Genomic DNA, 21,799 nt, shown 5'->3' with positions numbered 1-21,799 from the left:
CGCGGCGTCTGGTGCGGTGCATCGCAAGGCGGAGGGTCGTCCGCGTACCGGGCGTACGCGGGCGATCCCGACAACGCGGCGAGGCGCCGTGCCAGACGCCGCGGGCCAGACGGGACTTTCGAAACACGCCCTAGTGGTCCTCGGCGATGCGGGTGGCGATGCCGTCCTTGAGGGTGACCTCGGCGGTCAGTTTGCCCGCCTTCGCGGCCGCCTCCAGTTCCGCCTCCGTGCACGTCGTGGCGCTCTGGCCGTCGGCGTCGCCGCACATCCCGCCCGCACCCAGGATCTCGGTGTCCTCCGCCAGCCAGAACTGCTGCTCAGGGTTGTTCCTCCCGTCCGACACCAGGTACTTGCCCGGAGCCAGGTACGACACCGCGCCCAGCCAGGTCCCGCTCACACCGCTGGACGAACCGCCCGAGGACGAGGACGACGAGCCGCCGGTGGAGGAGGAACCGGAGGAGGAGCCGCCGGTGGAGGAGGAGCCCGAGGAGGAGCCGCCGGTGGAGGAGCCGCCCGTGCCGGAGGAGGCGGGGTGGCGTTCGGTGACGGTCACGGCTATGCCGTTCTTCATCACCACGTCCGCCGGCACCGGACCGCTCTTCGCGGCCTTCTCCAGCTCCGCCGCGGTGCACTCTTCGACGGCCTGGCCGTCGGCGTCGCCGCAGACCCCGCCGGATCCCCAGATCTTCGTGTCCTCCGCCAGCCAGAACGCCTGCGTCTTGCCGCCAGTGGTGACCGTGTACTTGCCCGGTGCCAGGTAGTCGACCGTGCCGTTCGAGAACGTGCCGCTCACCCCGCCCTTGTTCGCGGCGGCGACGTTGGCCGTCGCCGCGACGTCCGCGACGTTGCCCTGGGCGACGTCGTCGCTCTGGCAGGCCGTCATCAGCAGCGTGCCCGTGACGGCGGCGGCGGCGATCAGGACGGAACGGAAGCGCGGAGAAGCCATGACGAAAAGGCCCTTTCGGGAGAGTGAGGCGAGGGAGGCAGTCGGCGACCTGTGAGCCGCTGTGGGTCAACCATGCCTCAGCTCAGAACCCGATCACCAGCCAAGTCCTTGATCCACGACGCTGCCGTGACAGAACGCGGACACATCAACGGCGTTGTATTACGCGCCAGTTGTCTCCGGCGCGCCGCTTGGACAACGCCCGACCGGAGCGGCGGCAAGACCCCGACGGCCCCACCCTCCTCCCTCGGGCGCAGCGCCTGGGCGGCGTTCGTCGCGGGGGAAAGCTCCTCGTGGGGGAACGCTCCTCGTGGGGAATCAACGAAGGCAAGACCACGAAGGCAACAAGAACGAAGGCGAAAACAACGAAGGCAAGGAGCGTCACCGACTCCTTGCCACTCTCAACGTATAGCGCACGGGGGGCCTTGCGGCAAGGCCCCGGTGGTGCCGCAGAATCACCGGCCGATGCCGGATTCTGCGGAAAGAGTGCTGTGATGATCGACGTCATCGTCGCGGGTGGCGGACCGACCGGGCTGATGCTCGCATGCGAGCTGCGGCTGGCCGGGGTGCGCACCGTCGTGCTGGAGAAGCTGACCGAACCGACCCGGCAGTCCCGTGGGCAGGGTCTGCACGCGCGCAGCGTGGAGGTGATGGACCAGCGCGGCCTGCTGGACCGGTTCCTCGCGGTCAGCGAGAAGTTCCAGGCCGGGGGTCTCTTCGGCGGGATCGCCAAGCCGTGGCCCGACCGGCTGGACACGGCGCACCCGTACGGCCTCGCCACCCCGCAGCCGGTGACCGAGCGGCTGCTGAACGAGCGTGCCCTGGAACTCGGTACCGAACTCCGGCGAGGCCACGAACTGGTCGGGCTGAGCCAGGACGAGGACGGGGTGACCGTCGAGCTGGCGGACGGCGCGCGGTTGCGCTCGCGCTACCTCGTGGGGTGCGACGGGGCCCGCAGCGCGGTGCGCAAGCTGCTCGGCGTCGGTTTCCCCGGTGAGCCCGCGACGGTCGAGACACTGCTGGGTGAGGTGGAGGTGACCGAGGATGCGGCGACGGTCGCCGCCGTGGTGGAAGAAGTGCGCACGACCCAGCTGCGGTTCGGCGCCATCCCGCTCGAGGACGGGGTGTACCGCCTCGTCGTGCCCGCCGAGGGGGTGGCGGAGGACCGTACGACGCCGACGACCCTGGAGGAGTTCAAGCGGCAGCTGCGGGCCGTCGCGGGCACCGACTTCGGCGCGCACTCGCCGCGCTGGCTGTCGCGGTTCGGCGACGCCACCCGGCAGGCCGAGCGCTACCGGGTCGGGCGGGTGCTGCTGGCCGGCGACGCGGCGCACATCCACCCGCCGACCGGCGGGCAGGGGCTCAACCTGGGCGTGCAGGACGCGTTCAACCTGGGCTGGAAGCTGGCCGCGGCGGTCAACGGCTGGGCGCCGGAGGGGCTGCTGGACAGCTACCACGCCGAACGGCACCCGGTGGGTGCCCGTGTGCTGGACGGCACCCGCGCGCAGATCACGCTGCTGGGGACCGGTCCGGGGCCGACCGCGCTGCGGGAGCTGTTCTCGAAGCTGATGGACTTCGAGGAGGTGAACCGGTACGTGACCGGGATGATCACCGCGGTCGACGTCCGTTACGACTTCGGCGAGGGCCATGAACTGCTCGGCAGGCGTCTGCGGGACGTGCGGCTCGAGCGGGGGCGCCTCTACGAGCTGATGCACTACGGCCGCGGGCTGCTGCTCGACCGGACCGGCAAGCTCTCGGTGGACGGCTGGGCGGACCGGGTCGACCACGTCGTCGACGTCGGCGAGGACCTGGACGTGCCCGCGGTGCTGCTGCGGCCGGACGGTCATGTCGCGTGGGTCGGTGAGGACCAGCAGGAACTGCGCGGCAGGCTGTCCCGGTGGTTCGGTGAACAGCTGCAGGTGTAGATCTTCAGCGCCGACTTCCCGTTTCGGGAGGGAGAAGGCGCCGGCCGACACCCTGGTTTTCACCGCCCGGCGCGGGCGGTGAAGCAGCGGGACGAGGGGCCCCCGACGGGTCGGCCGGCTGCGACGGGAGGAGGCCGACGCCCGCTTCCCGGGGCTGCCGGAGCTGGTGCTCGGCGACTGACCGCGGGTCGAAGGCCCTCACCGCCGCACGGGTCAGGAGACCGGCGTGAGCTTCGCCCGCGTACCCGCGCGAGCCTTCAGCGCCGCGTACAGCCCGGCACTCACCAGGAAGCCCACCAGCGGTGTGATGTCGCCGAACGACGGCCAGTGCTCCGGGACGTACCCGACGTAGTCCTCCTGGTTGGAGAAGAGCGGGACGGACACCGCCACGCCGATCAACAGGGCGGCGACACCGGGCCAGTTGGTGAAGGTCCGGTCCCCCAGGCGGGCCGACAGCTCCTCGTCCGTGGCCGTACGGGACTGCAGCCACCGCTCCACCAGTACGACCCCGAGCCACGGCGCCACCCAGTACGCGATGATCAACAGGAACGCCTCGTAGGCCGACCCCGCGTCCGACAGCGACGCCCACGCCGCCGCCGTACCGGCGACCCCCGACACCACGACCAGCGCGCTGCGGCTCATCCAGGTGGGGAGCTTCAGGCCGAAGGAGGCGATGGAGATCGCGCCGGAGTAGATGTTGAGGGCGTTCGCCGAGATGGCGCCGAGGATGATGGCGAGGAGCACCAAGTCGCCCAGCCAGCCGGGGAGGTGGCCGGTGAAGGCCGCCGTCGGGGTGGCGTCCTTCGGGGCCACGATGGTCGCCGAGGCCGCGCCGATGACCGCCACCGGAGCGACGGACACGAACAGGCCGACGGCAGGGTAGAGGACGGTCCTGAACCTGTTCGCGGTGCGCGGCAGGTAGCGGGAGTAGTCCGTGGCGTACGGGTTCCAGCCGGCCGCGTAACCCCAGGCCGCGCTGAACGCGAGCAGGAAGCCGCCGATGCCGCCGCCGGTGCCGCCCCCGCCGAGGTCGGCGTCCTTGAAGGTCCACACGCCCGCCAGCAGGAAGATCACCGCGAGGGCCGGGAAGGCGTACTTCTCGAAGGTGTGGACGAAATTGTGGCCGATGAAACCGATCACGATCTCGGCGACCACGACGAGGAGCAGGGACGGCAGCGGGCGCAGGCCCGTGAGTGTGTTCAGGGCGAAGGCCGCGCTCACGCTGTTCACCGCGAACCAGCCCACGCCGGCGATCAGACCGTTGGCCGCGGAGGGCAGGATGTTGCCGAAGTAGCCGAAGGAGAACCGGCCGATCACCATCTGGGGGACGCCGAAGCGCGGGCCGTCCAGGGACAGCACGCCCTGGGTGATCGCGCCGACGGCGGTGCCGAGGACGATGGCCGCGGTCGCCTCCCAGAAGCTCAGCCCGAAGAAGAGGACCGAGATGACGCCGATGAAGACGGTCGCGAACTCGATGTTCGGGGAGGCCCAGGTCCACAGCAACTGAAGCGGGGAGCCGTGCCGTTCGGCCTCGGGGATGGGCTCCGAGCCCGCCGTCTCGACGGCGATGACCTTGTCGCCGTACTCGGGGGTGAGGGTGCCGGCAGAGTCGGCGGGTGCAGTCGTCATGCGTGGTAAGTGTCCGGCCCGGGAGGGGCCCGGCCCAGGGGCGCATTGTCCGCTTCGGGAGCCTTGACGGCGTACAACCTGCACGCCCCCGCCGACGTCAGCCGTCCTTGGGGTCCTCGCCCGTCTCGCGGCGCTTGAGCTCCTCCTCGCGGCGGCGCAGGTCGGCCTCCCAGTCCTTCAGGAGCTGCTCGTCGGTCTTCGCCCCGTCGTCCTTCAGGGACTTGAGGAACTCGGGGTTGTCGTCGGGCGCGACCCACCGGGCCGGGGCCGGGCCGCCTGCCGCCCGGGCGCGCCGGGGCCGGCCGGCCACCAGCCAGGCCACCGGCCCGATCAGCACCTCGCCGAACAGCAGGATGACGAACACCCACGCCAGCTTCGGCAGCCCCCGCACCTCCTCCTCGGGGGTGTTCAGACAGTCGATGAACGCATAGATCCACAGCGCCAGGACCAGCAGGAACGGCAGATACCTGAGCATGGTGGTGGGATCTCCCAGAGGACGGCGGCGGGACGTGGGACCGCCCCGGTGACGGGGTCAGGGTAGCCGGTGGCCGATACTGGGACACATGGCTTACGACGATCTTCGTTCCCTGCTCAGGGCACTGGAACGCGAAGGCGACCTCAAGCGCGTCAAGGCCGAGGTCGATCCGTATCTGGAGGTCGGGGAGATCGTCGACCGGGTCCAGAAGTCCGGCGGTCCCGCGCTGCTCTTCGAGAACGTGAAGGGGTCGAGCATGCCCCTCGCGATGAACGTGTTCGGCACCGACCGGCGGATGCTGAAGGCGCTCGGGCTCACGTCGTACGGCGAGATCGGCGAGAAGATCGGCGGACTGCTGCGGCCCGAACTGCCGCACGGGTTCGTGGGGGTGCGCGAGGCGTTCGGGAAGCTCGGCGCGATGACGCACGTCCCGCCGAAGAAGGTGAAAGAGGCCCCTGTACAGGAAGTCGTCCTGCACGGCGACGAGGTGGACCTGGAGAAGCTGCCCGCGCTCTTCACCTGGCCGCAGGACGGCGGCTCCTTCTTCAACCTGGGGCTCACCCACACCAAGGACCCCGAGTCCGGGATCCGCAACCTCGGCCTCTACCGCCTCCAGCGCCACGACAAGCGCACGATCGGCATGCACTGGCAGATCCACAAGGACAGCCGCAACCACTACCAGGTGGCGGCGCGCAGAGGCGAGCGCCTGCCGGTGGCGATCGCCTTCGGCTGCCCCCCGGCCGTGACGTACGCCTCCACCGCCCCCCTCCCCGGTGACATCGACGAGTACCTCTTCGCCGGGTTCCTCGCGGGCAGGCGGATCGAGATGGTCGACTGCAAGACGGTGCCGTTGCAGGTGCCGGCGCAGGCGGAGGTCGTCCTGGAGGGCTGGCTGGAGCCGGGTGAGATGCTGCCCGAGGGCCCCTTCGGCGACCACACCGGCTTCTACACCCCGCAGGAGCCCTTCCCGGCCCTGACGATCGACTGCGTGACGATGCGCAAGCGGCCGCTGCTCCAGTCGATCGTCGTCGGCCGGCCGCCGACGGAGGACGGCCCGCTGGGCAGGGCGACGGAGCGTTTCTTCCTTCCCCTCCTGAAGATCATCGTCCCGGACATCGTGGACTACCACCTGCCCGAGGCCGGCGGTTTCCACAACTGCGCGATCGTCTCGATCGACAAGAAGTACCCCAAGCACGCCCAGAAGGTCATGCACGCGATCTGGGGCGCCCACATGATGTCCCTGACGAAGCTGATCGTGATCGTCGACTCCGACTGCGACGTCCACGACCTGCACGAAGTCGCCTGGCGGGCGCTCGGCAACACGGACTACGCCCGCGACCTCACCGTCGTGGAGGGCCCGGTCGACCACCTCGACCACGCCTCCTACCAGCAGTTCTGGGGCGGCAAGGCGGGCATCGACGCGACGAGGAAGTGGCCCGAGGAGGGCTACACGCGCGACGGCGGCTGGCCGGACATGGTGCTGTCCGACCCGCAGACGGCGGCGAAGGTCGACCGCCGCTGGAAGGAGTACGGGCTGTGACCTCCGCTTCCGCAGCGCTCCCGCAGCCGGGACGCACCAAGGCCTTCCTCCGTCTGGTGATGATCGAACACTCGGTCTTCGCCCTGCCCTTCGCCTACATCGCCGCGCTGACCGCGATGTTCCAGCTGGACAAGAACATCCACTGGGGCAGGCTGTTGCTGGTCACCGTCTGCATGGTCGGCCTGCGGACCTTCGCCATGGCGGTGAACCGGATCATCGACCGCGAGATCGACGCGAGGAACCCGCGCACGGCGCAGCGCGAGCTGGTGACGGGCGCGATGTCGGTGAAGCACGCCTGGACGGGCGCCCTGATCGCGGTGGCGGTCTTCCTGGGCTCCGCGGCGATGCTGAACCCCCTGTGCCTCGCCCTGGCCCCCGTCGCGGTCATCCCGATGGTCGTCTACCCCTACGGCAAACGGTTCACGAACTTCCCCCAGGCCATCCTGGGCCTGGCCCAGGCGATGGGCCCGGTCGGCGGCTGGCTGGCGATCACCGGCGAGTGGTCCTGGGACGCGGTCGTCCTCGGCCTCGCCGTCGGCATCTGGATCGGTGGCTTCGACCTGATCTACGCCTGCCAGGACGTCGAGACCGACCGCGAGACCGGCGTCATGTCGGTCCCCGCCCGCTTCGGCATCCCGGCCGCGATCCGGTCGGCCCGCGCCTGCCACGCGGCGACGACGGCCCTGCTCGTCTGGTACGCCCTCGCCACCGGCGCGGGCACCTTCTTCTGGCTGGGCCTGCTGATCGTCGCGGGCGCGTTCGTCTACGAGCACTCGATCGTGCGCCCTCATGACCTGTCCCGCTTGAACAGGGCGTTCTTCTCAGTCAACGGCTTCATCGGGATCGCCCTGTTCGGATGTGCGCTGCTCGATCTGCTGGTGCGCGGGCTGACGGTGTGAGGCGTCGGGCTCGCCGTCCGACGAGCCCGACACGAGGTTCCGGGACGCGCGGCCGCGTCAGCCGATCAGCGTGCGCAGCACGGGCACACTGCCCGCGGCGCTCACCACTCCCGTGAGGACCGCGTTCGCGGCCGAGGCGCCGCCGGCGAAGGCGAGAGCAGGAATCGCCCGACGACCACGCGTTCGGCATCGTTCAACGCCTTTGCCGCTCGCTTCCCCCGCCCACCGGCGGTGTCCTGGGCGCCCGTCCTCCCGAGCCCCTGTCACTTGGAGGTCGCGCCGGCGAGCAAGATCCGGACAGCGGCGGCGCAAGATTTTTCCGGCCGGGGCCGTAGGCGCCCCCGCACGGTCCCCGTGGGCACCTTCGCGCCCCGGGTCCTGACCGGTCGCCGCATTCCGTAATCGCTTCTTCCCGGAGCGCGATGTCGCGTGGAGGGGGCGTGCAGGGGCGCTGCCGACTTCCCGCCGGGCGGATCCGTGCGCCCTACCCGGCCTGAAGACCTCTCCGCGCACCGGTACGCTCAAGGTGTGAACGCAGGAGAAACGCAGCGCGTGCCTTGGATCGTGGGGGTGTCCGGGGCGTCCGGTACGCCGTATGCCGCGGCTGTGCTGCGCGCGCTGCTCGCCGGGGGCGAGAGCGTCGACCTGGTGGTCAGCCGGGCCTCGCGGCTCACGCTGCTCGACGAGACCGGGATCTCCTTCCGGGACGCGCACTGGCGGGACGACCTGCGGGAATGGCTCGCCCGGGGGGCCGACGGGAAGCCCGGGACCTTTGACGTGGACCTCGACGCGGTCCGGTACTGGGGCGCCGGGGATCTTGCCGCCGGGCCGTCCTCGGGGTCGTATCCCTCGAAGGGGATGCTCATCGTCCCGGCCTCCACCGCCTGTGTCGCCGGTGTCGCCCTCGGACTGTCGAAGGACCTGCTGCAGCGGGCCGCCGGTGTGACGCTCAAGGAGCGGCGGAGGCTGGTGGTCGCGGTGCGGGAGACGCCGTTGAACGGGCAGACGCTCCGGCATCTCGTCGCCCTCGACGACGCCGGCGCGAGCGTCGTGCCCGCCTCGCCCGCCTTCTACGCGGGCGCCACCCACATCCAGGACCTGGTCGACTTCGTCGCCGGGCGGGTGCTCGACGCGGCGGGGGTCGCGCACGGGCTCTACCGCCGGTGGGAGGGCGAACTGGGCGGCGCGACCGGAACCACGGCCCCGTGAGCGTCATCTGAGCAAGTCGCAGTACCTCTCATCTCTTCAGGAACTTTGACCGGAAGGCTTCGATTCGCATGGACGCGGTGGACAGGCAGCTCATCCAGGCCCTGAGGGAGAACGGCCGGGCCTCCTACGCGGAACTGGGACGCCTCGTCGGCCTGTCGGGACCCAGCGTCACCGACCGCATCAACCGGCTGGAGGCGGCCGGTGTCATCACCGGCTACCGTGCCACGGTGAACGCGGCCTCGCTCGGCCTCGGTGTCACCGCCCTCATCGGCATCTCCCTCTCCGACGCCGCCGACCACGAGGACGTGGCGACCCGGCTCAAGGAGTTCGGCGAGATCGAGGACTGCTGGTTCATCGCCGGCGACGACTCGTTCATGCTCAAGGTGCGGGCGAACGACGTGGACGGGCTGGAGAAGATGATCCGGCGGCTGTCGGGGACGAAGGGCGTCTCGCGCACCCGTACCACCATCGTGCTCTCCACCAAGTGGGAGAACCGGGTCGGGGAACTGCCCGAAGAGGTCTAAAGCGTGTTTCGAAAGTAGCGTCGTCCGCCCGGAGGGCGGGGCCAGACGGGACTTTCGAAACACGCCCTTGTGCCGCGGCAGGCAACGTTTGCCCGTCAAGGGGCGTCGCGACGGGGCGAACGTTGCCTGCCGCGGCACAAGTCGTACGGTGGGGAACTCGTCGAGGAAAGGTGTGGGCATGGACGTCGGCATCAAGCGCGAGCTGGAGCAGAAGGTCAGGGCCGGTGAGCGGCTGACCCGTGAGGACGGCATCGCGCTGTACGAGTCGGACGACCTGGCCTGGCTGGGCGGGCTCGCGCACGAGGTGCGGACGCGGAAGAACGGTGACGTCGTCCACTTCAACGTCAACCGCCATCTCAACATGACCAACGTGTGCACGGCGTCCTGCGCGTACTGCTCCTTCCAGCGCAAGCCGGGAGAGAAGGACGCGTACACGATGCGCATCGAGGAGGCCGTGAAGCTCGCCAAGGCGATGGAAAGCGAGAACCTCACCGAGCTGCACATCGTCAACGGGCTGCACCCGAACCTGCCGTGGCGGTACTACCCGCGTTCCCTGCGGGAGCTGAAGGCCGCCCTGCCGAACGTCTCGCTCAAGGCCTTCACGGCCACCGAGATCCACCACTTCGAGACCATCTCCGGGCTGAGCGCGTCCGAGATCCTGGACGAGCTGATCGACGCGGGGCTCGAGTCCCTCACCGGCGGCGGTGCCGAGATCTTCGACTGGGAGGTGCGGCAGCACATCGTGGACCACCGCACCCACTGGGAGGACTGGTCCCGCATCCACCGCCTCGCGCACGAGAAGGGTCTGAAGACCCCGAGCACGATGCTCTACGGCCACATCGAGGAACCCCGGCACCGCGTCGACCACGTCCTCCGCCTCCGCGAACTCCAGGACGAGACGAACGGCTTCCAGGTCTTCATCCCGCTCCGCTACCAGCACGACTTCGTGGACATGAAGGACGGGAAGATCCGCAACCGCCTCCAGGCCCGTACCCAGATGGCCACCGGCGCCGAGGCCCTGAAGACCTTCGCGGTGTCGAGGCTGCTGTTCGACAACGTCCCGCACGTCAAGGTCTTCTGGGTCATGCACGGCGTCCAGACCGCCCAGCTCGCGCTCCAGCACGGCGCCGACGACATGGACGGCTCGGTCGTCGAGTACAAGATCACCCATGACGCCGACAACTACGGCACCCCGAACAAGCTGACCCGCGAGGACCTGCTGGACCTCATCCGCGACGCCGGCTTCCGCCCGGTGGAACGCAACACGCGGTACGAGATCATCCGCGAGTACGACGGCCCGGACGCGGCGCGCAGGGAGTCGCCGCAGCCCATGCGGGTGTGACTTTTCAGCCCCCACGAGCGGGTACTCGGACCCCATGGTGACCACCCGCGCGCCTGAGGACGCCTACACCGCAGAACCGTTCGTCCCGGAAGGGGTCCGGAGCCTCACCGCCCTGCGCCGGGCAGCCGCCGACTGCCGTGGCTGCCCGCTGCACCGGGAGGCCACCCAGACGGTGTTCGGGACGGGCGCCGCACACGCCAGGGTCATGCTCGTCGGTGAGCAGCCCGGTGATCAGGAGGACCGGCAGGGCAGGCCCTTCGTGGGCCCCGCCGGGAAACTGCTCGACCGGGCGCTCGCGGAGGCGGGCATCGATCCCGGCGCGGCCTATGTGACCAACGCGGTCAAGCACTTCAAGTTCACGCAGGCCGAGCCCCGTAAGCGCCGTATCCACAAGGCGCCCACGCTGCGGGAGATGACGGCGTGCGGGCCGTGGCTCGCCGCCGAGCTGGCGGTCGTGGAGCCGGAGCTGATCGTGGTGCTGGGGGCCACGGCCGGGAAGGCGCTGCTGGGCTCCTCGTTCCGGGTGACCGAGGTGCGCGGGACGGTGCTGGAGGAGGAGATCCACGGCCGCCGGGAGCGGCTCGTGCCGACGGTCCACCCCTCCTCGGTCCTGCGCGCCGACGACCGCGAGGCCGCCTACAAGGGGCTGGTCGCGGATCTGAAAGTGGCGGCGCGCGCTCTGGGGTAATGGCTACGATGCATGGGTGGCCCTTACTTTCACGCTCGACCCCGCCGTCACCCCCGCCCTCCGTGACGGTGTCCTCGACCTGTGGACGGACGTCTCCAACGCGGGCGGAGCCGTCGGCTTCGTGGCGCCCGTGACACGGGAGGAGGTGCGGCCGGAGCTGGTCAGGCACCTCACGGCGATGGCCGAGGGCCGCCACCGCCTGCTCGTCGGACACGACGGGGCGGGGGAGGTCGCCGCGACCGCCTTCTTCTCCTTCAACACGCACCGGCTGCAGACGCACTGGGTGTGGCTCTACACGGTGATGGTGCACCCGCGGCACCAGGGCAAGGGGTACGGCCGCGACCTGCTGGCGGCGGCCGCCGACGCGGCCCGGGGATTCGACGGCATCGACGCGATACGCCTCGGCTGCCGGGGCGGACTCGGCCTGGAGCACTTCTACGGCTCCTGCGGCTACAAGGAGGTCGGCCGGGTGCCCGGCGCCATCCGGGTCGCCCCGGGGGACGACCGCGACGACATCACCATGCTGCTGCAGCTGATCTGAAGCCCGTGACCGCCGCGGGGGTGGGTGAGTGATCCGCTTTCCGGCGTGCTTCACTGGACGACGGCCCCTTTGGGAAACGGAAGAGTGGATTGACATGCTCCGCTACACACTGATGCGCCTCGGCGTCCTCGCCGGCTGCCTCGTGGTCGTCTGGGGCCTGGTCTACTCGGGCGTGCTGCCGCGCGGCCTCGGCGACTCCAACGGCATGTGGATCATCCTGCTCTCGCTGGTGATCTCCGCGCCGATCAGCTTCGTCGTCCTGCGCAAGGAGCGCGACCGGGCCTCGGTGAGCGTCGTGCAGCGGGTGGACCGGATGAAGGCCAACCTCGAGGCCAACCGCTCCCAGGAGGACGAGGCCGTCGACTCCGCGCACACGCAGGGCCAGGCCTGAGGGAGTTCACTTCCGCCCGGTCCAACTAGGCTTGCCCCATGGGTGCCGTGAAGACCAAGCGGATGCCGCGTGCGGTCCGTGAGCAGCAGATGCTGGACGCCGCCGTGGAGATCTTCGGGCAGCGGGGGTACATGGCCGCGTCCATGGACGAGATAGCCGAACTGGCGGGCGTGTCCAAGCCGTTGGTGTACCTCTATCTGAACTCCAAGGAAGACCTCTTCACCGCGTGCATCCGGCGCGAGGCCGCGGCGCTGGTGGACGCGGTGCGTTCCGGGGTCCGTACCGACCTGCCCGCCGACCGTCAGCTGTGGGACGGGCTGCTGGCGTTCTTCGCGCACACCGCGGCCCACCCGAACGCCTGGTCCGTCGTGCACCTCCAGGCCCGCACCCACGGCGAGACCTTCGCCGCCGAGGCCGCCGCGATGCGCGAGGACATCGTGGCCTTCGTCACCCACCTGATCCTCGTCGCGGCCCGGGAGGCCCATCAGGACCCCAACCTCCCCGAACGGGAGGTGGCCGGCCTCGCCGAGGCCCTCGTCGGCGCCGCCGAGTCCCTCGCCGTCTGGGCCAACGCCACCGACGGCGTCACGGCCCGCCAGGCCGCGGCGACCCTGATGAACTTCGCCTGGGCGGGGCTGGGGAACCTGATGGAGGGGCACAACTGGACCCCGCCCGAAGCATGACAGTTGTCATGTCCAAGGGAGGACGCGGGACACTGCGCCGTCCCGGCCCGTCCCTCCTACCGTTCTTCCCATGACGAAGCCCGGCAAGGACCAGCCCCGGAAGACTCCGGACGGCGCGGAGCTGCGGATCACCAAGCTGAGCCTCATCGGCGGCGTCGGCCTCAGGGTCCGGCCAGACGTCCGGGTGGACGTCCGTGGCCTGCGGCTGGGCGGCGTCCAGGACACGGGACCGACCGAGCCGGGCGGCCCGACCGTCCGCATCGACGCCTGGGGCCTGCTGGGCGGGGTCACGGTCCGCCGAGGCTGATCCGCGTCCGTCGCTGGTGGGTGGCCGGCGGCGAGGGCTCCACGGCCGTCGACGGTTCGCCGGAGGTTCATCCGGAGCGAGCCGGTTCGCAGGGGCCGAGGCGGTCCACCGTCCCGCTCACATGGACCCGCGACGACTCCTCCCCGGCTCCCCGCAGCTCGAACCGTAGCCCGTCCGACGCGAACGCCACCGCCCCCGGCAGCAGCACCGGCGCCCGGAACTCCGCCCGCGCCCGGACGGCCGTCGGGGTGCCGTGGGCGGCCAGGCAGCGGGCGACGGTCCACATGCCGTGGGCGATGGCCCGGGGGAAGCCGAACAGGCGGGCGGTGAGCGGGTGGAGGTGGATGGGGTTGCGGTCGCCGGAGGCGGCCCCGTAGCGCCGGCCGACGTCGGCCGCGAGCCGCCACTCGTCGAGGAGGGGGAGAGGGGCCGGTTCCGGTCCGGGTTCCCGGTGTGCGGGCGGGGAGGACTGCGTACGGTGCCGGGCCAGATAGGTGCTCGTCGACTCCCATACGACGGTGTCGGACTCCCTCAGTTCCGTGACCACGAACGCCTCCGTCCCTCGCCGGTGCGGGGCCAGGTGGTCGACGCGCACGGCGAGTTCGTACGTCCCGGAGGCCGCCAGCGCCCGGTGGCGGGTGATCTCGATCGACGTGTGGACGAGCCCCAGCAGCGGCAGCGGGAAGTCACGGCCGCTCATGATCCTCATGGCCGGGGGGAAGCCCAGCACGTGCGGGTAGGTCAGGGGCAGGGCGTCGTCGCCCGTCGGGAAGCCGCACACCCGCTCGTAGGCGGCCAGCCGCTCCAGGTCGACGCGGACAGCGGGCAGCACGATCGGGTCGCCGGTGAAGGCCACTGCCGTGTGCGGCCGTTTGAAGGGCGAGCGCAGTGCCCCGCGGGCGAGCAGGAACCCCAAGGAGGCCGCCGCCATCACGCCCCCAGCAGGCTCTGGCCGCACACCCGCACGACCTGCCCGTTGACCGCCCCTGACGCCGGATGCGCGAGCCAGGCGGTGGTCTCCGCCACGTCGACGGGCAGGCCGCCCTGCGCGAGGGAGTTCATCCGGCGGCCCGCCTCACGGATGAACAGCGGTACGGCGGCCGTCATCCTCGTCTCGATGAAGCCGGGCGCCACCGCGTTCACCGTGACCCCGTGGCCGGCGAGTGCGCGCGGCGCCAGGGCGCGGACCAGCCCGGCCACGCCGGCCTTGCTCGCGCCGTAGTTGGTCTGTCCCGCGTTGCCGGCGAGCCCGGCGATGGAGGCGGTCGCCACGATCCGTCCGCCCGGCCGCAGGGTGCCCTTGGCGAGCAGGGCGTCGGTGGTGCGCAGCACGCTCGCGAGGTTCACGTCGAGCACCGGGCTCCAGCGGTCGGCGGGCATGTTGACCAGCCGCCGGTCCCGGGTGATGCCCGCGTTGTGGATCAACACGTCCAGTCCGTCGGGGAGTTCGGCGGCGATCCGCTCGCCCGCGTCGGCGGCCGTGATGTCGAGCGCCAGGGCCCGCCCGCCCAGCCGTTCGGCGACCCGGCGGGCGTCCGTCTCCACCTGCGGTACGTCGAGTACGACGACCCGGGCGCCGTCCCTGGCCAGGGTCTCGGCGACCGCCTCGCCGATGCCGCGCGCGGCGCCGGTGACGAGGGCGGTGCGGCCCGCGAGGGGGCGGTCCCAGTCGCCGGGTGCGCCGGAGTCCTCGGCGCCCACGCCGATCACCTGGCCGCTGACGTAGGCCGACTTGGGGGAGAGGAGGAAGCGCAGGGTCGACTCGGCGGCGGTCGCGTCGGTGAGCCGCAGGAGGTTCACGGTCCGCCCGCGTCCGATCTCCTTGCCGAGCGAGCGCGTGAACCCTTCCAGGGCCTGCTGGACGGCCGCCCGGTGGTGGTCGTCGTCGGCGTCGAGGGGCGAACCGAGCACCAGGATCCGGCCGCTCGCGGCGACCGACCGCACGACCGGGTGCAGGGCCGCGTGCACCTCGGCGAGCGTGTCGACGTCACGGACACCGGTGGCGTCGAGGACGACGGCGGCGGGGTCGGAGGTGCCCAGGGGGAGTCCCGTACGGGAGAGGACCGCCGTGAGGCCGGGAACGGTGGACGTGCCGGCCGTAAGGTGAAGCAAGTTCCCCGGGAGCGTGGGCCGTTCGGGTGACCAACGCCTGAGCGCCGCCGGCTGCGGAAGGCCGAGCCGTCGGGTGAGGAAGCGGCCGGGTGCGGTGGCGGTGAAGCTCAGATAGCGGTCGGCCATGTTCGTCTCGTCTCCCACGGGCGCGCGGCACAGGAAAAGTTGCTTACTCCGGAGTAAGGTTACCGGTGGTAAGTCTAGGTCAAGGGTGAGGAGCGGGTCGAGATGAGTACCTCGGAGCCGTCGAAGGTGACGTACCTGAGAGGGGCGCGAAAGAGCGCCCTGGAGCCCCCGCGCGCCCGCCGTGTGGCGATCGTCGGCGGCACTCGCATCCCCTTCGCCCGCTCCGACGGCCCCTACGCCACCGCCTCCAACCAGGAGATGCTGACGGCGGCGGTGAACGGACTGGCCGCGCGGTACGGGCTCGACGTGCCCGGAGTCGTGGGCGAACTGGTCGCCGGCGCCGTCCTCAAGCACAGCCGCGACTTCAACCTCGCCCGTGAGACGGTCCTCGGCTCGAAGCTGGACGCGCGGACGCCGGCGTACGACATCCAGCAGGCCTGTGGAACCGGTCTGCAGGCCGTCATCGCCGCCGCCAACAAGATCGCCCTGGGCCAGAGCGAGTCCGCGATCGCCGGCGGCGCCGACACCGCGAGCGACGCCCCGCTCGGCGTCAACGACCGTCTCCGCCGCATCCTCCTCCAGGTCCGCCGCGCCAAGTCGACGGGCGACCGCCTCAAGGCCCTCGCCCAGATCCGCCCCGCCCACCTGGTCCCCGACATCCCGCGCAACGCCGAACCGCGCACCGGCCTGTCCATGGGCGAGCACGCGGCGGTCACCGCCCGTGCCTGGGGCATCGGGCGCGAGGCCCAGGACGAACTGGCGGCGACCAGCCACCAGCGGCTGGCGGCCGCCTACGAGCGGGGCTTCTTCACGGACCTGGTCGTCCCCTTCCGCGACCTGGCCCGCGACCAGAACCTGCGCCCGGACTCGACGGCGGAGAAACTGGCCGCGCTGAAGCCGGTGTTCGGCACCGACGGACCCGATCCGACGATGACGGCGGGCAATTCGACCCCGCTCACCGACGGCGCGGCGGTCGTCCTGCTCGCCTCCGAGGAGTGGGCCGAAACCCGGGGCCTGGAACCGCTGGCGTACCTGACCGCGTACGAGACGGCGGCCGTCGACTTCGTCCACGGCGATGCCGCCGGTGGCGAGGACGGGCTGCTGATGGCGCCCGCGTACGCCGTCCCGCGCATGCTGGAGCGGACCGGCTTCGGCATCGAGGACTTCGACCTGGTGGAGGTCCACGAGGCGTTCGCGTCCCAGGTGCTGGCCACGCTGGCGGCCTGGGAGAAGCAGGGCCTGGCACCCGTGGACCGGGACCGGCTCAACGTGACCGGCTCGTCCCTGGCCACCGGCCATCCGTTCGCGGCGACCGGCGCGCGGATCGTCGCGACCCTGGCGAAGCTGCTGGCCGAACGGGGCGTACCGGGGCGGGGGTTGATCTCGATCTGCGCGGCGGGCGGTCAGGGGGTGACGGCGGTGCTGGAACGTCCCTGACACCATCCGGTGGCGCCCCGCCGCCACCGGGGGACGGGGCTGATCGCGGTACCCGACATGGAAACTGAACGGCCCTCACCTAACCTCCGAGGTTGCACAGCCCCGACCCCGGATCATCCCCGAACACGCACAAGCCCCCCACGCCAACGCCGTACGATCCCCTACCTAACCGGCGGTAACCCCTTTCTTCGGGGCCATCCCGGTTGAACGCCTCCATACCCGAGGCACGTACGTCATGCAGCAAGCAGTTCTTCACGCTGCACGCCCAGGGAGCCGCCCGTGTCCACGCCCTACGCCACCTCCACCGACTTCGCCGACGCTCCCCCGACCCTCGTGGAACCCGAGACGCGGCGGCTGGACGGTGCCGTACGGGAGGCGTCCGTACCGGCCTTCGCGTATCCGGTCACCCACGGCTCGCTCGCCGACCTGCCCTACGACAACGCCTCCGCGGCGCCCCAGGCGGTGGTCCTCAGCCGCAAGGAGCGGGACGGCACCTGGACGGACATCACGGCGGAACGCTTCGCCGCCCAGGTGCACGCCGTGGCCAAGGGACTGATCGCGGAGGGGCTGATGCCGGGCGACCGGATCGCCATCATGGCCCGCACGACGTACGAGTGGACGCTCCTGGACTTCGCGGCCTGGGCGGCGGGCCTGGTCACGGTCCCCGTCTACCCCACCTCCTCCGTCTTCCAGACCCGCTGGATCCTCCAGGACTCCGGAGCGGTCGCCCTGGTCACCGAGACGCTCTCCCAGGCCGCCACCCTCGGCCCGGAACGCGACCGGCTGCCCGACCTCCAGCACATGTGGGTGATGGAGAAGGGGCACGTGGAGCGGCTGGCGGAGGCGGGCGAACACGTCCCCGACGGCGAAGTGGCAGTCCGGCGGGGCGTGTTGGGCCCGGACACCCTCGCCACCCTGATCTACACCTCCGGCACCACCGGCCGCCCCAAGGGCTGCGCGCTCACCCACGGCAACTTCTTCGCCGAGGTCGACAACGCGATCGAACTCCTCTACCCCATCTTCAAGTCGAAGGACGACGAGCTCTCCGTCCTCCTCTTCCTCCCCATGTCCCACGTGTTCGGCCGGATGGTGGCCATCGCCTGCGTCCGCGCCCGGGTCCGCCTCGGTCACGCCCCCAGCCTGAAGGCGGACGAACTCCTCCCGGACCTGGCCGCCTTCAGACCCACCTGCCTCCTGGCCATCCCCTACATGCTGGAGAAGGTCTTCAACACGGCCCGCGCGAAGGCGGAGGAAGGCGGCCGCCTCTCCACCTTCGACCGGGCCGTCTCCGTGGCCCGCCGCTACGGCGAGGCGGTCGAGGCGCAGAAGACCGGCTCCGGCTCCGGTCCCGGCGCCACCCTCCGCGCCGCCCGCACCTTCTACGACCCGCTCGTCTACCGCCGTATCCGCAACGCCATGGGCGGCCGCGTCCGCCACGCCATCTGCGGCGGCTCCCCACTGGGCCGCCGTCTGTCCTCCTTCTACCTCGGCGCGGGCATCGAGATCTACGAGGGCTACGGACTGACGGAGACGACGGGCGCGTCCACGGTGACACCCCCGCTCAAGCCCCGGCTGGGCACGGTGGGCTGGCCGCTCCCCGGCACGAAGATCCGCATAGCCGCCGACGGCGAGATCCTGATCGCCGGCGGCCACGTCCTGCGCGGCTACTGGGACCCGGCGGCGGGCGGGGTCGTCCCGGCCGCCCCCGACGGCTGGCTGCCGACCGGCGACATAGGCGAGCTCGACGACGAGGGCTACCTCACGATCACCGGCCGCAAGAAGGAAATGATCATCACGGCGGGCGGCAAGAGCGTCGCCCCCGCCCCCTTGGAGAACTGGCTCCGCTCCCACCCCCTGATCTCCCAGGCGATGGTCCTCGGCGACGGCCGCCCCTACGTCTGCGCCCTCCTCACCCTCGACCCCGACGGCCTCACCCACTGGCGCAACATGAACGGCAAACACCCCGTCCCGCCCGAGCTGCTGATCGGCGACGAGGAACTGAACGCCGTCCTCCAACGCGCGATCGACGAGGCCAACAAACTGGTGTCCCGACCGGAGTCCATCCGCCGTTTCGCCATCCTCCCCGCCGACTTCACGGAAACCGCGGGCCACCTGACCCCGTCCATGAAGCTCCGCCGCGAACGCATCCTGCGCGACTTCGCGGACCAGGTGGAGGGGCTGTACGCGCAGTGACGGGGGCGCGGGGCGGGGGAGAAGCACCCGACCTCGGCGGCTGACGCGCCGCGCATCCGGCGGGCCGGGATTCGCGCGGTGAGCCACGCCGGGTGTCGCCGGGCTGCCGGACCGCCTCGCGGGCGACAAGGACAGGGAGGTCCGGGAGGCGGTGGAGGCCGTCAGGGAGCAGTCGTCTTCGGGCGTTCGCCGGGCTTGTCGACGACTCCCCAGGCGTTGCGGACCTCGATGTCGACGAGGGCGCCGGGCGCCATCGAGGGGCCCCCGGCGCCGGCGGGGGGCGGCGCGGCGTTGCTCTCCTCGCCCAGGTAGGCGTACGTCTCCGGGTCGAAGTACAGCTCCTGCTTGCCCTGGTGGCCCGAGGGGGTGGGCTCGGCGTAGTTCACCATCACGCCGATGGCCGGGCGCCCGATGGGATCCTTGATGCCCGTCTCCACCCGGGCACCGGGGATCCTCGCGAGCGCGCGGAAGAGCCCGGCCTGCGCGTTCGGCGGGATCAGCACCGACCGGTACAGGACGTCGATCTCCCGCCAGTCGCGCTGGGCCGTGGTCTCGCCCTCGAGGTCCCCGATGGCGTGCTCCTTCCGGATCGCCTTCATCATGCGGCCGGGATCGCTGGGGAGGGTCGCGAGGAAGCGGTAGAACTGGCGCTGCGAGCGGTCGTCGTACCCTTCCTTCTTCCACTTCTCCTCCTGGTTCGGCCCGTACCAGACCTGGAGCCTGTTCGGGTCGAAGTCCTCCAGGTCCTCGGTGCCGCGCGGGATACCGGGCAGCCGGGCCTCGCCCGTGCCGTCCCAACGGGTCCACTGCTCCCCCGTGGTGCCGTCGTCGCCGATCGACGTGGCCTTCACGTAGACCCACTGCTTCGGCCCGGGTTCGGTGACGCCGGTCTTCTCCACCGTGGCCGCGGCCAGTTCGAGCGTGTCGGCCGAGGCCCGCGCGGACAGCACCTGACGGCCGGAGACGCGCTGCGGGGCGGCGCCGGGCGCGGAGTCCTCGGGCAGGGTGACGACGAGCCCGCCGGTGACGGCGAGGGCGCCGGCCGCGGCGACGGCGACCAGGACGATACGGCGGCGGGACCGGGGAGCACGCACGGGGCCCCTCGGCCGCCCGGCGGCCTCCTGCCGGAACTCCCCGTCCAGCAGCGCGCGTTGGGGCGCGAGACGGTCGCTGTCGGGGCGCGGCGCGTCGGAACGCAGGGCACGGAGTCCGGACAGTTCGTCGACGTCGTTCATGCGGGGTCACCTTCTGCCAAGTGCGGCTCGAACGGTTCGGTGAAAGGGCTGAGTACGCCGGTCGCGGAGCGCAGCTTGCGGCGAGCCCGGTTGAGCCGGGACCGTACGGTCCCCACCGGGATGTCCAGGGCCTCGGCGATCTCCTGGTAGGTGAAGTCGGCCCAGGCGAACAGCAGCAGCGCGTGCCGGTCGCCCTCGGAGAGCTTGGCCAGCGCCTTGGCGAGGGGCCGGGACACGGCCTGCGCGACGACACGGTCGTCGGCGGAATCGGTCCAGGTCTCGGCCACCGGGTCGTGCCCGGTTCGGGCGAGCAGCCTCAGCGCCTTCACCTCCTCCCGCCGGTGCCGGCTGATCAGCTTGGCCGCGATGCCGTGCAGCCACGGGCGGACACCGGCGCGCTCGCCGTCGTAGCGGGCCCGGATCCGAAAGGCCGTCAGGAACGTCTCCGCGGTGACGTCGTCGGCCGCGTCCCGGCCCAGCCGCCGGGCCACGTACTGGTGGATGGTGGGCGCGTGGCGGTCGAACAGCACCGCGAAGCGCTCGGGTTCGTCGAGCGACGCCGCGACGAGCACGGCATCGGAGTCAGTCATGGACGGTCCGTCGGTCGGAGGGCCAGAGGAAAACACAGCGTTCACCCAGCTCTTGCCGACCGGGCGGAAAGGGGTTCACGGAGGTTTCGGGGTACCGCCCTCGCACGGCGGGCCCGCTCTTCCCGAGGTCACTCTCGGTCTTCGGGCGGGCGCGTACCGTGCCGATTACCGGTAGGCGGCCGAACCGAGGAATCATGGGCCCCATGAGCGAGAACGTTTACTTCGACATCACCATCAACGACGAGCCCGCCGGGCGCATCGTCTTCAAGCTGTACGACGACGTCGTGCCCAAGACCGCCCGCAACTTCCGCGAGCTGGCCACCGGCGTCCACGGCTTCGGCTACGCCGGCTCGTCCTTCCACCGCGTCATCCCGGACTTCATGCTCCAGGGCGGCGACTTCACCGCCGGCAACGGCACCGGCGGCAAGAGCATCTACGGCGAGAAGTTCGAGGACGAGAACTTCCAGCTCAAGCACACCAAGCCCGGCCTGCTCAGCATGGCCAACGCCGGCCGGAACACCAACGGCTCCCAGTTCTTCATCACGACCATCGTGACCGACTGGCTGGACGGCAAGCACGTCGTCTTCGGCGAGGTCGTCGAGGGCATGGACGTCGTCAAGACGATCGAGGGCCTCGGCAGCCAGTCCGGCCGCACCTCGGCCAAGGTCACCATCGCGGCGTCCGGCACGGTCTGAGCCGTCTGAGACATCTGCCTTGAGCTGCGGCGGGACGGGCGCCTTCGCCGGCCCCGCCCGCCGCAACGGCCACTTCACCCTCTCCGGTCCCGGCACTCCGCCGCGACTCGACAAACGGCTCCTTTCTGTAACCGTTCCTGTTCACCCCGTTGACACCAGGCGCACCCGCTCTTAGGGTCTCGCCAACATTTCGACCTGGTGACGGTATTTCGAACGGCTGAAGAATGCCCTGCGCCCTGGACGCGACACATGCGTCGGCCGCCCCTCTCAGCCGCTCCGCCAGCATCTGATACGCCGTCATCCTCTCAACGACGA

General features: G+C 71.0%; 21 protein-coding genes and 1 pseudogene. 15 read left to right on the top strand and 7 right to left on the bottom strand.

Translation table 11 applies throughout. The features are described from left to right. Positions 1–130: 130 nt before the first annotated feature. Entirely contained in the window at positions 131–946 is an 816-nt protein-coding gene (locus ACIBVL_RS19545) for a hypothetical protein (protein WP_399098425.1), read from the bottom strand. A 491-nt stretch (positions 947–1,437) separates the two neighbouring features. Here ACIBVL_RS19545 and rox point away from each other — a divergent pair, with 491 nt between their 5' ends. Together rox and ACIBVL_RS19535 are read left to right on the top strand one after the other, a co-directional pair. After that, positions 1,438–2,868: a rifampin monooxygenase gene (rox, locus tag ACIBVL_RS19540; RefSeq protein ID WP_399098423.1), complete on the top strand. Its 1,431-nt coding sequence runs from the start codon at positions 1,438–1,440 to the stop codon at positions 2,866–2,868. A 63-nt stretch (positions 2,869–2,931) separates the two neighbouring features. Next, positions 2,932–3,049, top strand: a pseudogene (locus ACIBVL_RS19535) (transcriptional regulator); the annotation flags it as partial. A 32-nt stretch (positions 3,050–3,081) separates the two neighbouring features. On the opposite strand, the gene ACIBVL_RS19530 reads toward ACIBVL_RS19535, so the two are convergent. Continuing rightward, entirely contained in the window at positions 3,082–4,497 is a 1,416-nt protein-coding gene (locus ACIBVL_RS19530) for a purine-cytosine permease family protein (protein ID WP_399098422.1), read from the bottom strand. 97 nt (positions 4,498–4,594) lie between these two features. Then, positions 4,595–4,972: a PLD nuclease N-terminal domain-containing protein gene (locus ACIBVL_RS19525; protein WP_399098421.1), complete on the bottom strand. Its 378-nt coding sequence runs from the start codon at positions 4,970–4,972 to the stop codon at positions 4,595–4,597. An 88-nt stretch (positions 4,973–5,060) separates the two neighbouring features. Between ACIBVL_RS19525 and ACIBVL_RS19520 the strand changes: the two genes are divergently transcribed. The 10 genes from ACIBVL_RS19520 (at position 5,061) to ACIBVL_RS19475 (ending at position 13,096) form a co-directional block, all read left to right on the top strand. Beyond that, positions 5,061–6,512, top strand: coding sequence for a menaquinone biosynthesis decarboxylase (locus ACIBVL_RS19520; RefSeq protein ID WP_399098419.1), 1,452 nt, complete (start codon positions 5,061–5,063; stop codon positions 6,510–6,512). Beyond that, positions 6,509–7,411, top strand: a complete 903-nt coding sequence (gene mqnP, locus ACIBVL_RS19515; protein WP_399098417.1) for a menaquinone biosynthesis prenyltransferase MqnP — start codon at positions 6,509–6,511, stop codon at positions 7,409–7,411. The genes ACIBVL_RS19520 and mqnP overlap by 4 nt, the downstream gene beginning before the upstream one ends. 552 nt (positions 7,412–7,963) lie before the next feature. Continuing rightward, a complete protein-coding gene (locus ACIBVL_RS19510; protein WP_399098452.1) occupies positions 7,964–8,620 on the top strand; it encodes a UbiX family flavin prenyltransferase in 657 nt (218 codons plus the stop codon). A 68-nt stretch (positions 8,621–8,688) separates the two neighbouring features. Next, the gene (locus tag ACIBVL_RS19505) at positions 8,689–9,144 is read left to right on the top strand and encodes an Lrp/AsnC family transcriptional regulator (protein WP_399098416.1); all 456 of its coding nucleotides are present in this window, start codon (positions 8,689–8,691) and stop codon (positions 9,142–9,144) included. Positions 9,145–9,322: 178 nt separating this feature from the next. Then, positions 9,323–10,486 carry an aminofutalosine synthase MqnE gene (gene mqnE, locus ACIBVL_RS19500; protein WP_399098415.1) on the top strand — a complete coding sequence of 388 codons (1,164 nt, stop codon included), beginning with the start codon at positions 9,323–9,325 and terminating at the stop codon, positions 10,484–10,486. A 34-nt stretch (positions 10,487–10,520) separates the two neighbouring features. Further along, a complete protein-coding gene (locus ACIBVL_RS19495) occupies positions 10,521–11,174 on the top strand; it encodes a UdgX family uracil-DNA binding protein (protein WP_399098414.1) in 654 nt (217 codons plus the stop codon). Between the two features lie 16 nt (positions 11,175–11,190). Continuing rightward, positions 11,191–11,715, top strand: a complete 525-nt coding sequence (locus ACIBVL_RS19490; RefSeq protein WP_399098413.1) for a GNAT family N-acetyltransferase — start codon at positions 11,191–11,193, stop codon at positions 11,713–11,715. 94 nt (positions 11,716–11,809) lie between these two features. Next, positions 11,810–12,106, top strand: coding sequence for a DUF4229 domain-containing protein (locus ACIBVL_RS19485; protein ID WP_399098411.1), 297 nt, complete (start codon positions 11,810–11,812; stop codon positions 12,104–12,106). 38 nt (positions 12,107–12,144) lie between these two features. Beyond that, positions 12,145–12,789, top strand: a complete 645-nt coding sequence (locus ACIBVL_RS19480; protein ID WP_399098410.1) for a TetR/AcrR family transcriptional regulator — start codon at positions 12,145–12,147, stop codon at positions 12,787–12,789. A gap of 70 nt (positions 12,790–12,859) precedes the next feature. Continuing rightward, the gene (locus ACIBVL_RS19475; RefSeq protein ID WP_399098409.1) at positions 12,860–13,096 is read left to right on the top strand and encodes a hypothetical protein; all 237 of its coding nucleotides are present in this window, start codon (positions 12,860–12,862) and stop codon (positions 13,094–13,096) included. 67 nt (positions 13,097–13,163) lie between these two features. Here ACIBVL_RS19475 and ACIBVL_RS19470 read toward each other — a convergent pair whose 3' ends face one another. Further along, a complete protein-coding gene (locus tag ACIBVL_RS19470) occupies positions 13,164–14,027 on the bottom strand; it encodes a MaoC/PaaZ C-terminal domain-containing protein (RefSeq protein ID WP_399098408.1) in 864 nt (287 codons plus the stop codon). Beyond that, positions 14,027–15,334, bottom strand: coding sequence for a 3-oxoacyl-ACP reductase (locus tag ACIBVL_RS19465; protein ID WP_399098451.1), 1,308 nt, complete (start codon positions 15,332–15,334; stop codon positions 14,027–14,029). Before ACIBVL_RS19465 ends, ACIBVL_RS19470 begins: the two co-directional genes overlap by 1 nt. A gap of 102 nt (positions 15,335–15,436) precedes the next feature. On the opposite strand from ACIBVL_RS19465, the gene ACIBVL_RS19460 reads away from it, so the two are divergent. Together ACIBVL_RS19460 and ACIBVL_RS19455 are read left to right on the top strand one after the other, a co-directional pair. Beyond that, positions 15,437–16,771 (top strand): acetyl-CoA C-acetyltransferase, encoded by a 1,335-nt coding sequence (locus ACIBVL_RS19460; RefSeq protein WP_399098406.1) that lies wholly within the window; start codon positions 15,437–15,439, stop codon positions 16,769–16,771. Between the two features lie 279 nt (positions 16,772–17,050). Beyond that, positions 17,051–18,964 carry an AMP-dependent synthetase/ligase gene (locus ACIBVL_RS19455; protein WP_399098405.1) on the top strand — a complete coding sequence of 638 codons (1,914 nt, stop codon included), beginning with the start codon at positions 17,051–17,053 and terminating at the stop codon, positions 18,962–18,964. Positions 18,965–19,125: 161 nt separating this feature from the next. Here the strand turns inward: ACIBVL_RS19455 and ACIBVL_RS19450 are convergent, their stop codons facing one another. Together ACIBVL_RS19450 and ACIBVL_RS19445 are read right to left on the bottom strand one after the other, a co-directional pair. Next, positions 19,126–20,199: a CU044_5270 family protein gene (locus ACIBVL_RS19450; RefSeq protein ID WP_399098403.1), complete on the bottom strand. Its 1,074-nt coding sequence runs from the start codon at positions 20,197–20,199 to the stop codon at positions 19,126–19,128. Continuing rightward, complete coding sequence (locus tag ACIBVL_RS19445; RefSeq protein WP_399098402.1) at positions 20,196–20,789, bottom strand: RNA polymerase sigma factor; 594 nt, start codon at positions 20,787–20,789, stop codon at positions 20,196–20,198. The genes ACIBVL_RS19450 and ACIBVL_RS19445 overlap by 4 nt, the downstream gene beginning before the upstream one ends. Before the next feature lie 203 nt (positions 20,790–20,992). On the opposite strand from ACIBVL_RS19445, the gene ACIBVL_RS19440 reads away from it, so the two are divergent. After that, positions 20,993–21,484 (top strand): peptidylprolyl isomerase, encoded by a 492-nt coding sequence (locus ACIBVL_RS19440; RefSeq protein WP_399098400.1) that lies wholly within the window; start codon positions 20,993–20,995, stop codon positions 21,482–21,484. The last annotated feature ends 315 nt before the right edge of the window (positions 21,485–21,799 follow it).

Origin of the sequence: Streptomyces sp. NPDC049687, from assembly GCF_044465285.1 — a bacterium.
In the GTDB taxonomy this organism is placed as follows: Bacteria; Actinomycetota; Actinomycetes; order Streptomycetales; family Streptomycetaceae; genus Streptomyces.
Note: the sequence above shows the minus strand (reverse complement) of the source record. Positions and strands in the feature narration are given on the sequence as shown.

Bases quoted from the DNA above. Each gene is read 5' to 3' on its own strand.
- ACIBVL_RS19545 (WP_399098425.1), bottom strand. From the start codon at position 946: ATGGCTTCTCCGCGCTTCCGTTCCGTCCTGATCGCCGCCGCCGCCGTC.
- rox (WP_399098423.1), top strand. From the start codon at position 1,438: ATGATCGACGTCATCGTCGCGGGTGGCGGACCGACCGGGCTGATGCTC.
- ACIBVL_RS19530 (WP_399098422.1), bottom strand. From the start codon at position 4,497: ATGACGACTGCACCCGCCGACTCTGCCGGCACCCTCACCCCCGAGTAC.
- ACIBVL_RS19525 (WP_399098421.1), bottom strand. From the start codon at position 4,972: ATGCTCAGGTATCTGCCGTTCCTGCTGGTCCTGGCGCTGTGGATCTAT.
- ACIBVL_RS19520 (WP_399098419.1), top strand. From the start codon at position 5,061: ATGGCTTACGACGATCTTCGTTCCCTGCTCAGGGCACTGGAACGCGAA.
- ACIBVL_RS19505 (WP_399098416.1), top strand. From the start codon at position 8,689: ATGGACGCGGTGGACAGGCAGCTCATCCAGGCCCTGAGGGAGAACGGC.
- mqnE (WP_399098415.1), top strand. From the start codon at position 9,323: ATGGACGTCGGCATCAAGCGCGAGCTGGAGCAGAAGGTCAGGGCCGGT.
- ACIBVL_RS19495 (WP_399098414.1), top strand. From the start codon at position 10,521: ATGGTGACCACCCGCGCGCCTGAGGACGCCTACACCGCAGAACCGTTC.
- ACIBVL_RS19485 (WP_399098411.1), top strand. From the start codon at position 11,810: ATGCTCCGCTACACACTGATGCGCCTCGGCGTCCTCGCCGGCTGCCTC.
- ACIBVL_RS19480 (WP_399098410.1), top strand. From the start codon at position 12,145: ATGGGTGCCGTGAAGACCAAGCGGATGCCGCGTGCGGTCCGTGAGCAG.
- ACIBVL_RS19475 (WP_399098409.1), top strand. From the start codon at position 12,860: ATGACGAAGCCCGGCAAGGACCAGCCCCGGAAGACTCCGGACGGCGCG.
- ACIBVL_RS19470 (WP_399098408.1), bottom strand. From the start codon at position 14,027: ATGGCGGCGGCCTCCTTGGGGTTCCTGCTCGCCCGCGGGGCACTGCGC.
- ACIBVL_RS19465 (WP_399098451.1), bottom strand. From the start codon at position 15,334: ATGGCCGACCGCTATCTGAGCTTCACCGCCACCGCACCCGGCCGCTTC.
- ACIBVL_RS19460 (WP_399098406.1), top strand. From the start codon at position 15,437: ATGAGTACCTCGGAGCCGTCGAAGGTGACGTACCTGAGAGGGGCGCGA.
- ACIBVL_RS19450 (WP_399098403.1), bottom strand. From the start codon at position 20,199: ATGAACGACGTCGACGAACTGTCCGGACTCCGTGCCCTGCGTTCCGAC.
- ACIBVL_RS19445 (WP_399098402.1), bottom strand. From the start codon at position 20,789: ATGACTGACTCCGATGCCGTGCTCGTCGCGGCGTCGCTCGACGAACCC.
- ACIBVL_RS19440 (WP_399098400.1), top strand. From the start codon at position 20,993: ATGAGCGAGAACGTTTACTTCGACATCACCATCAACGACGAGCCCGCC.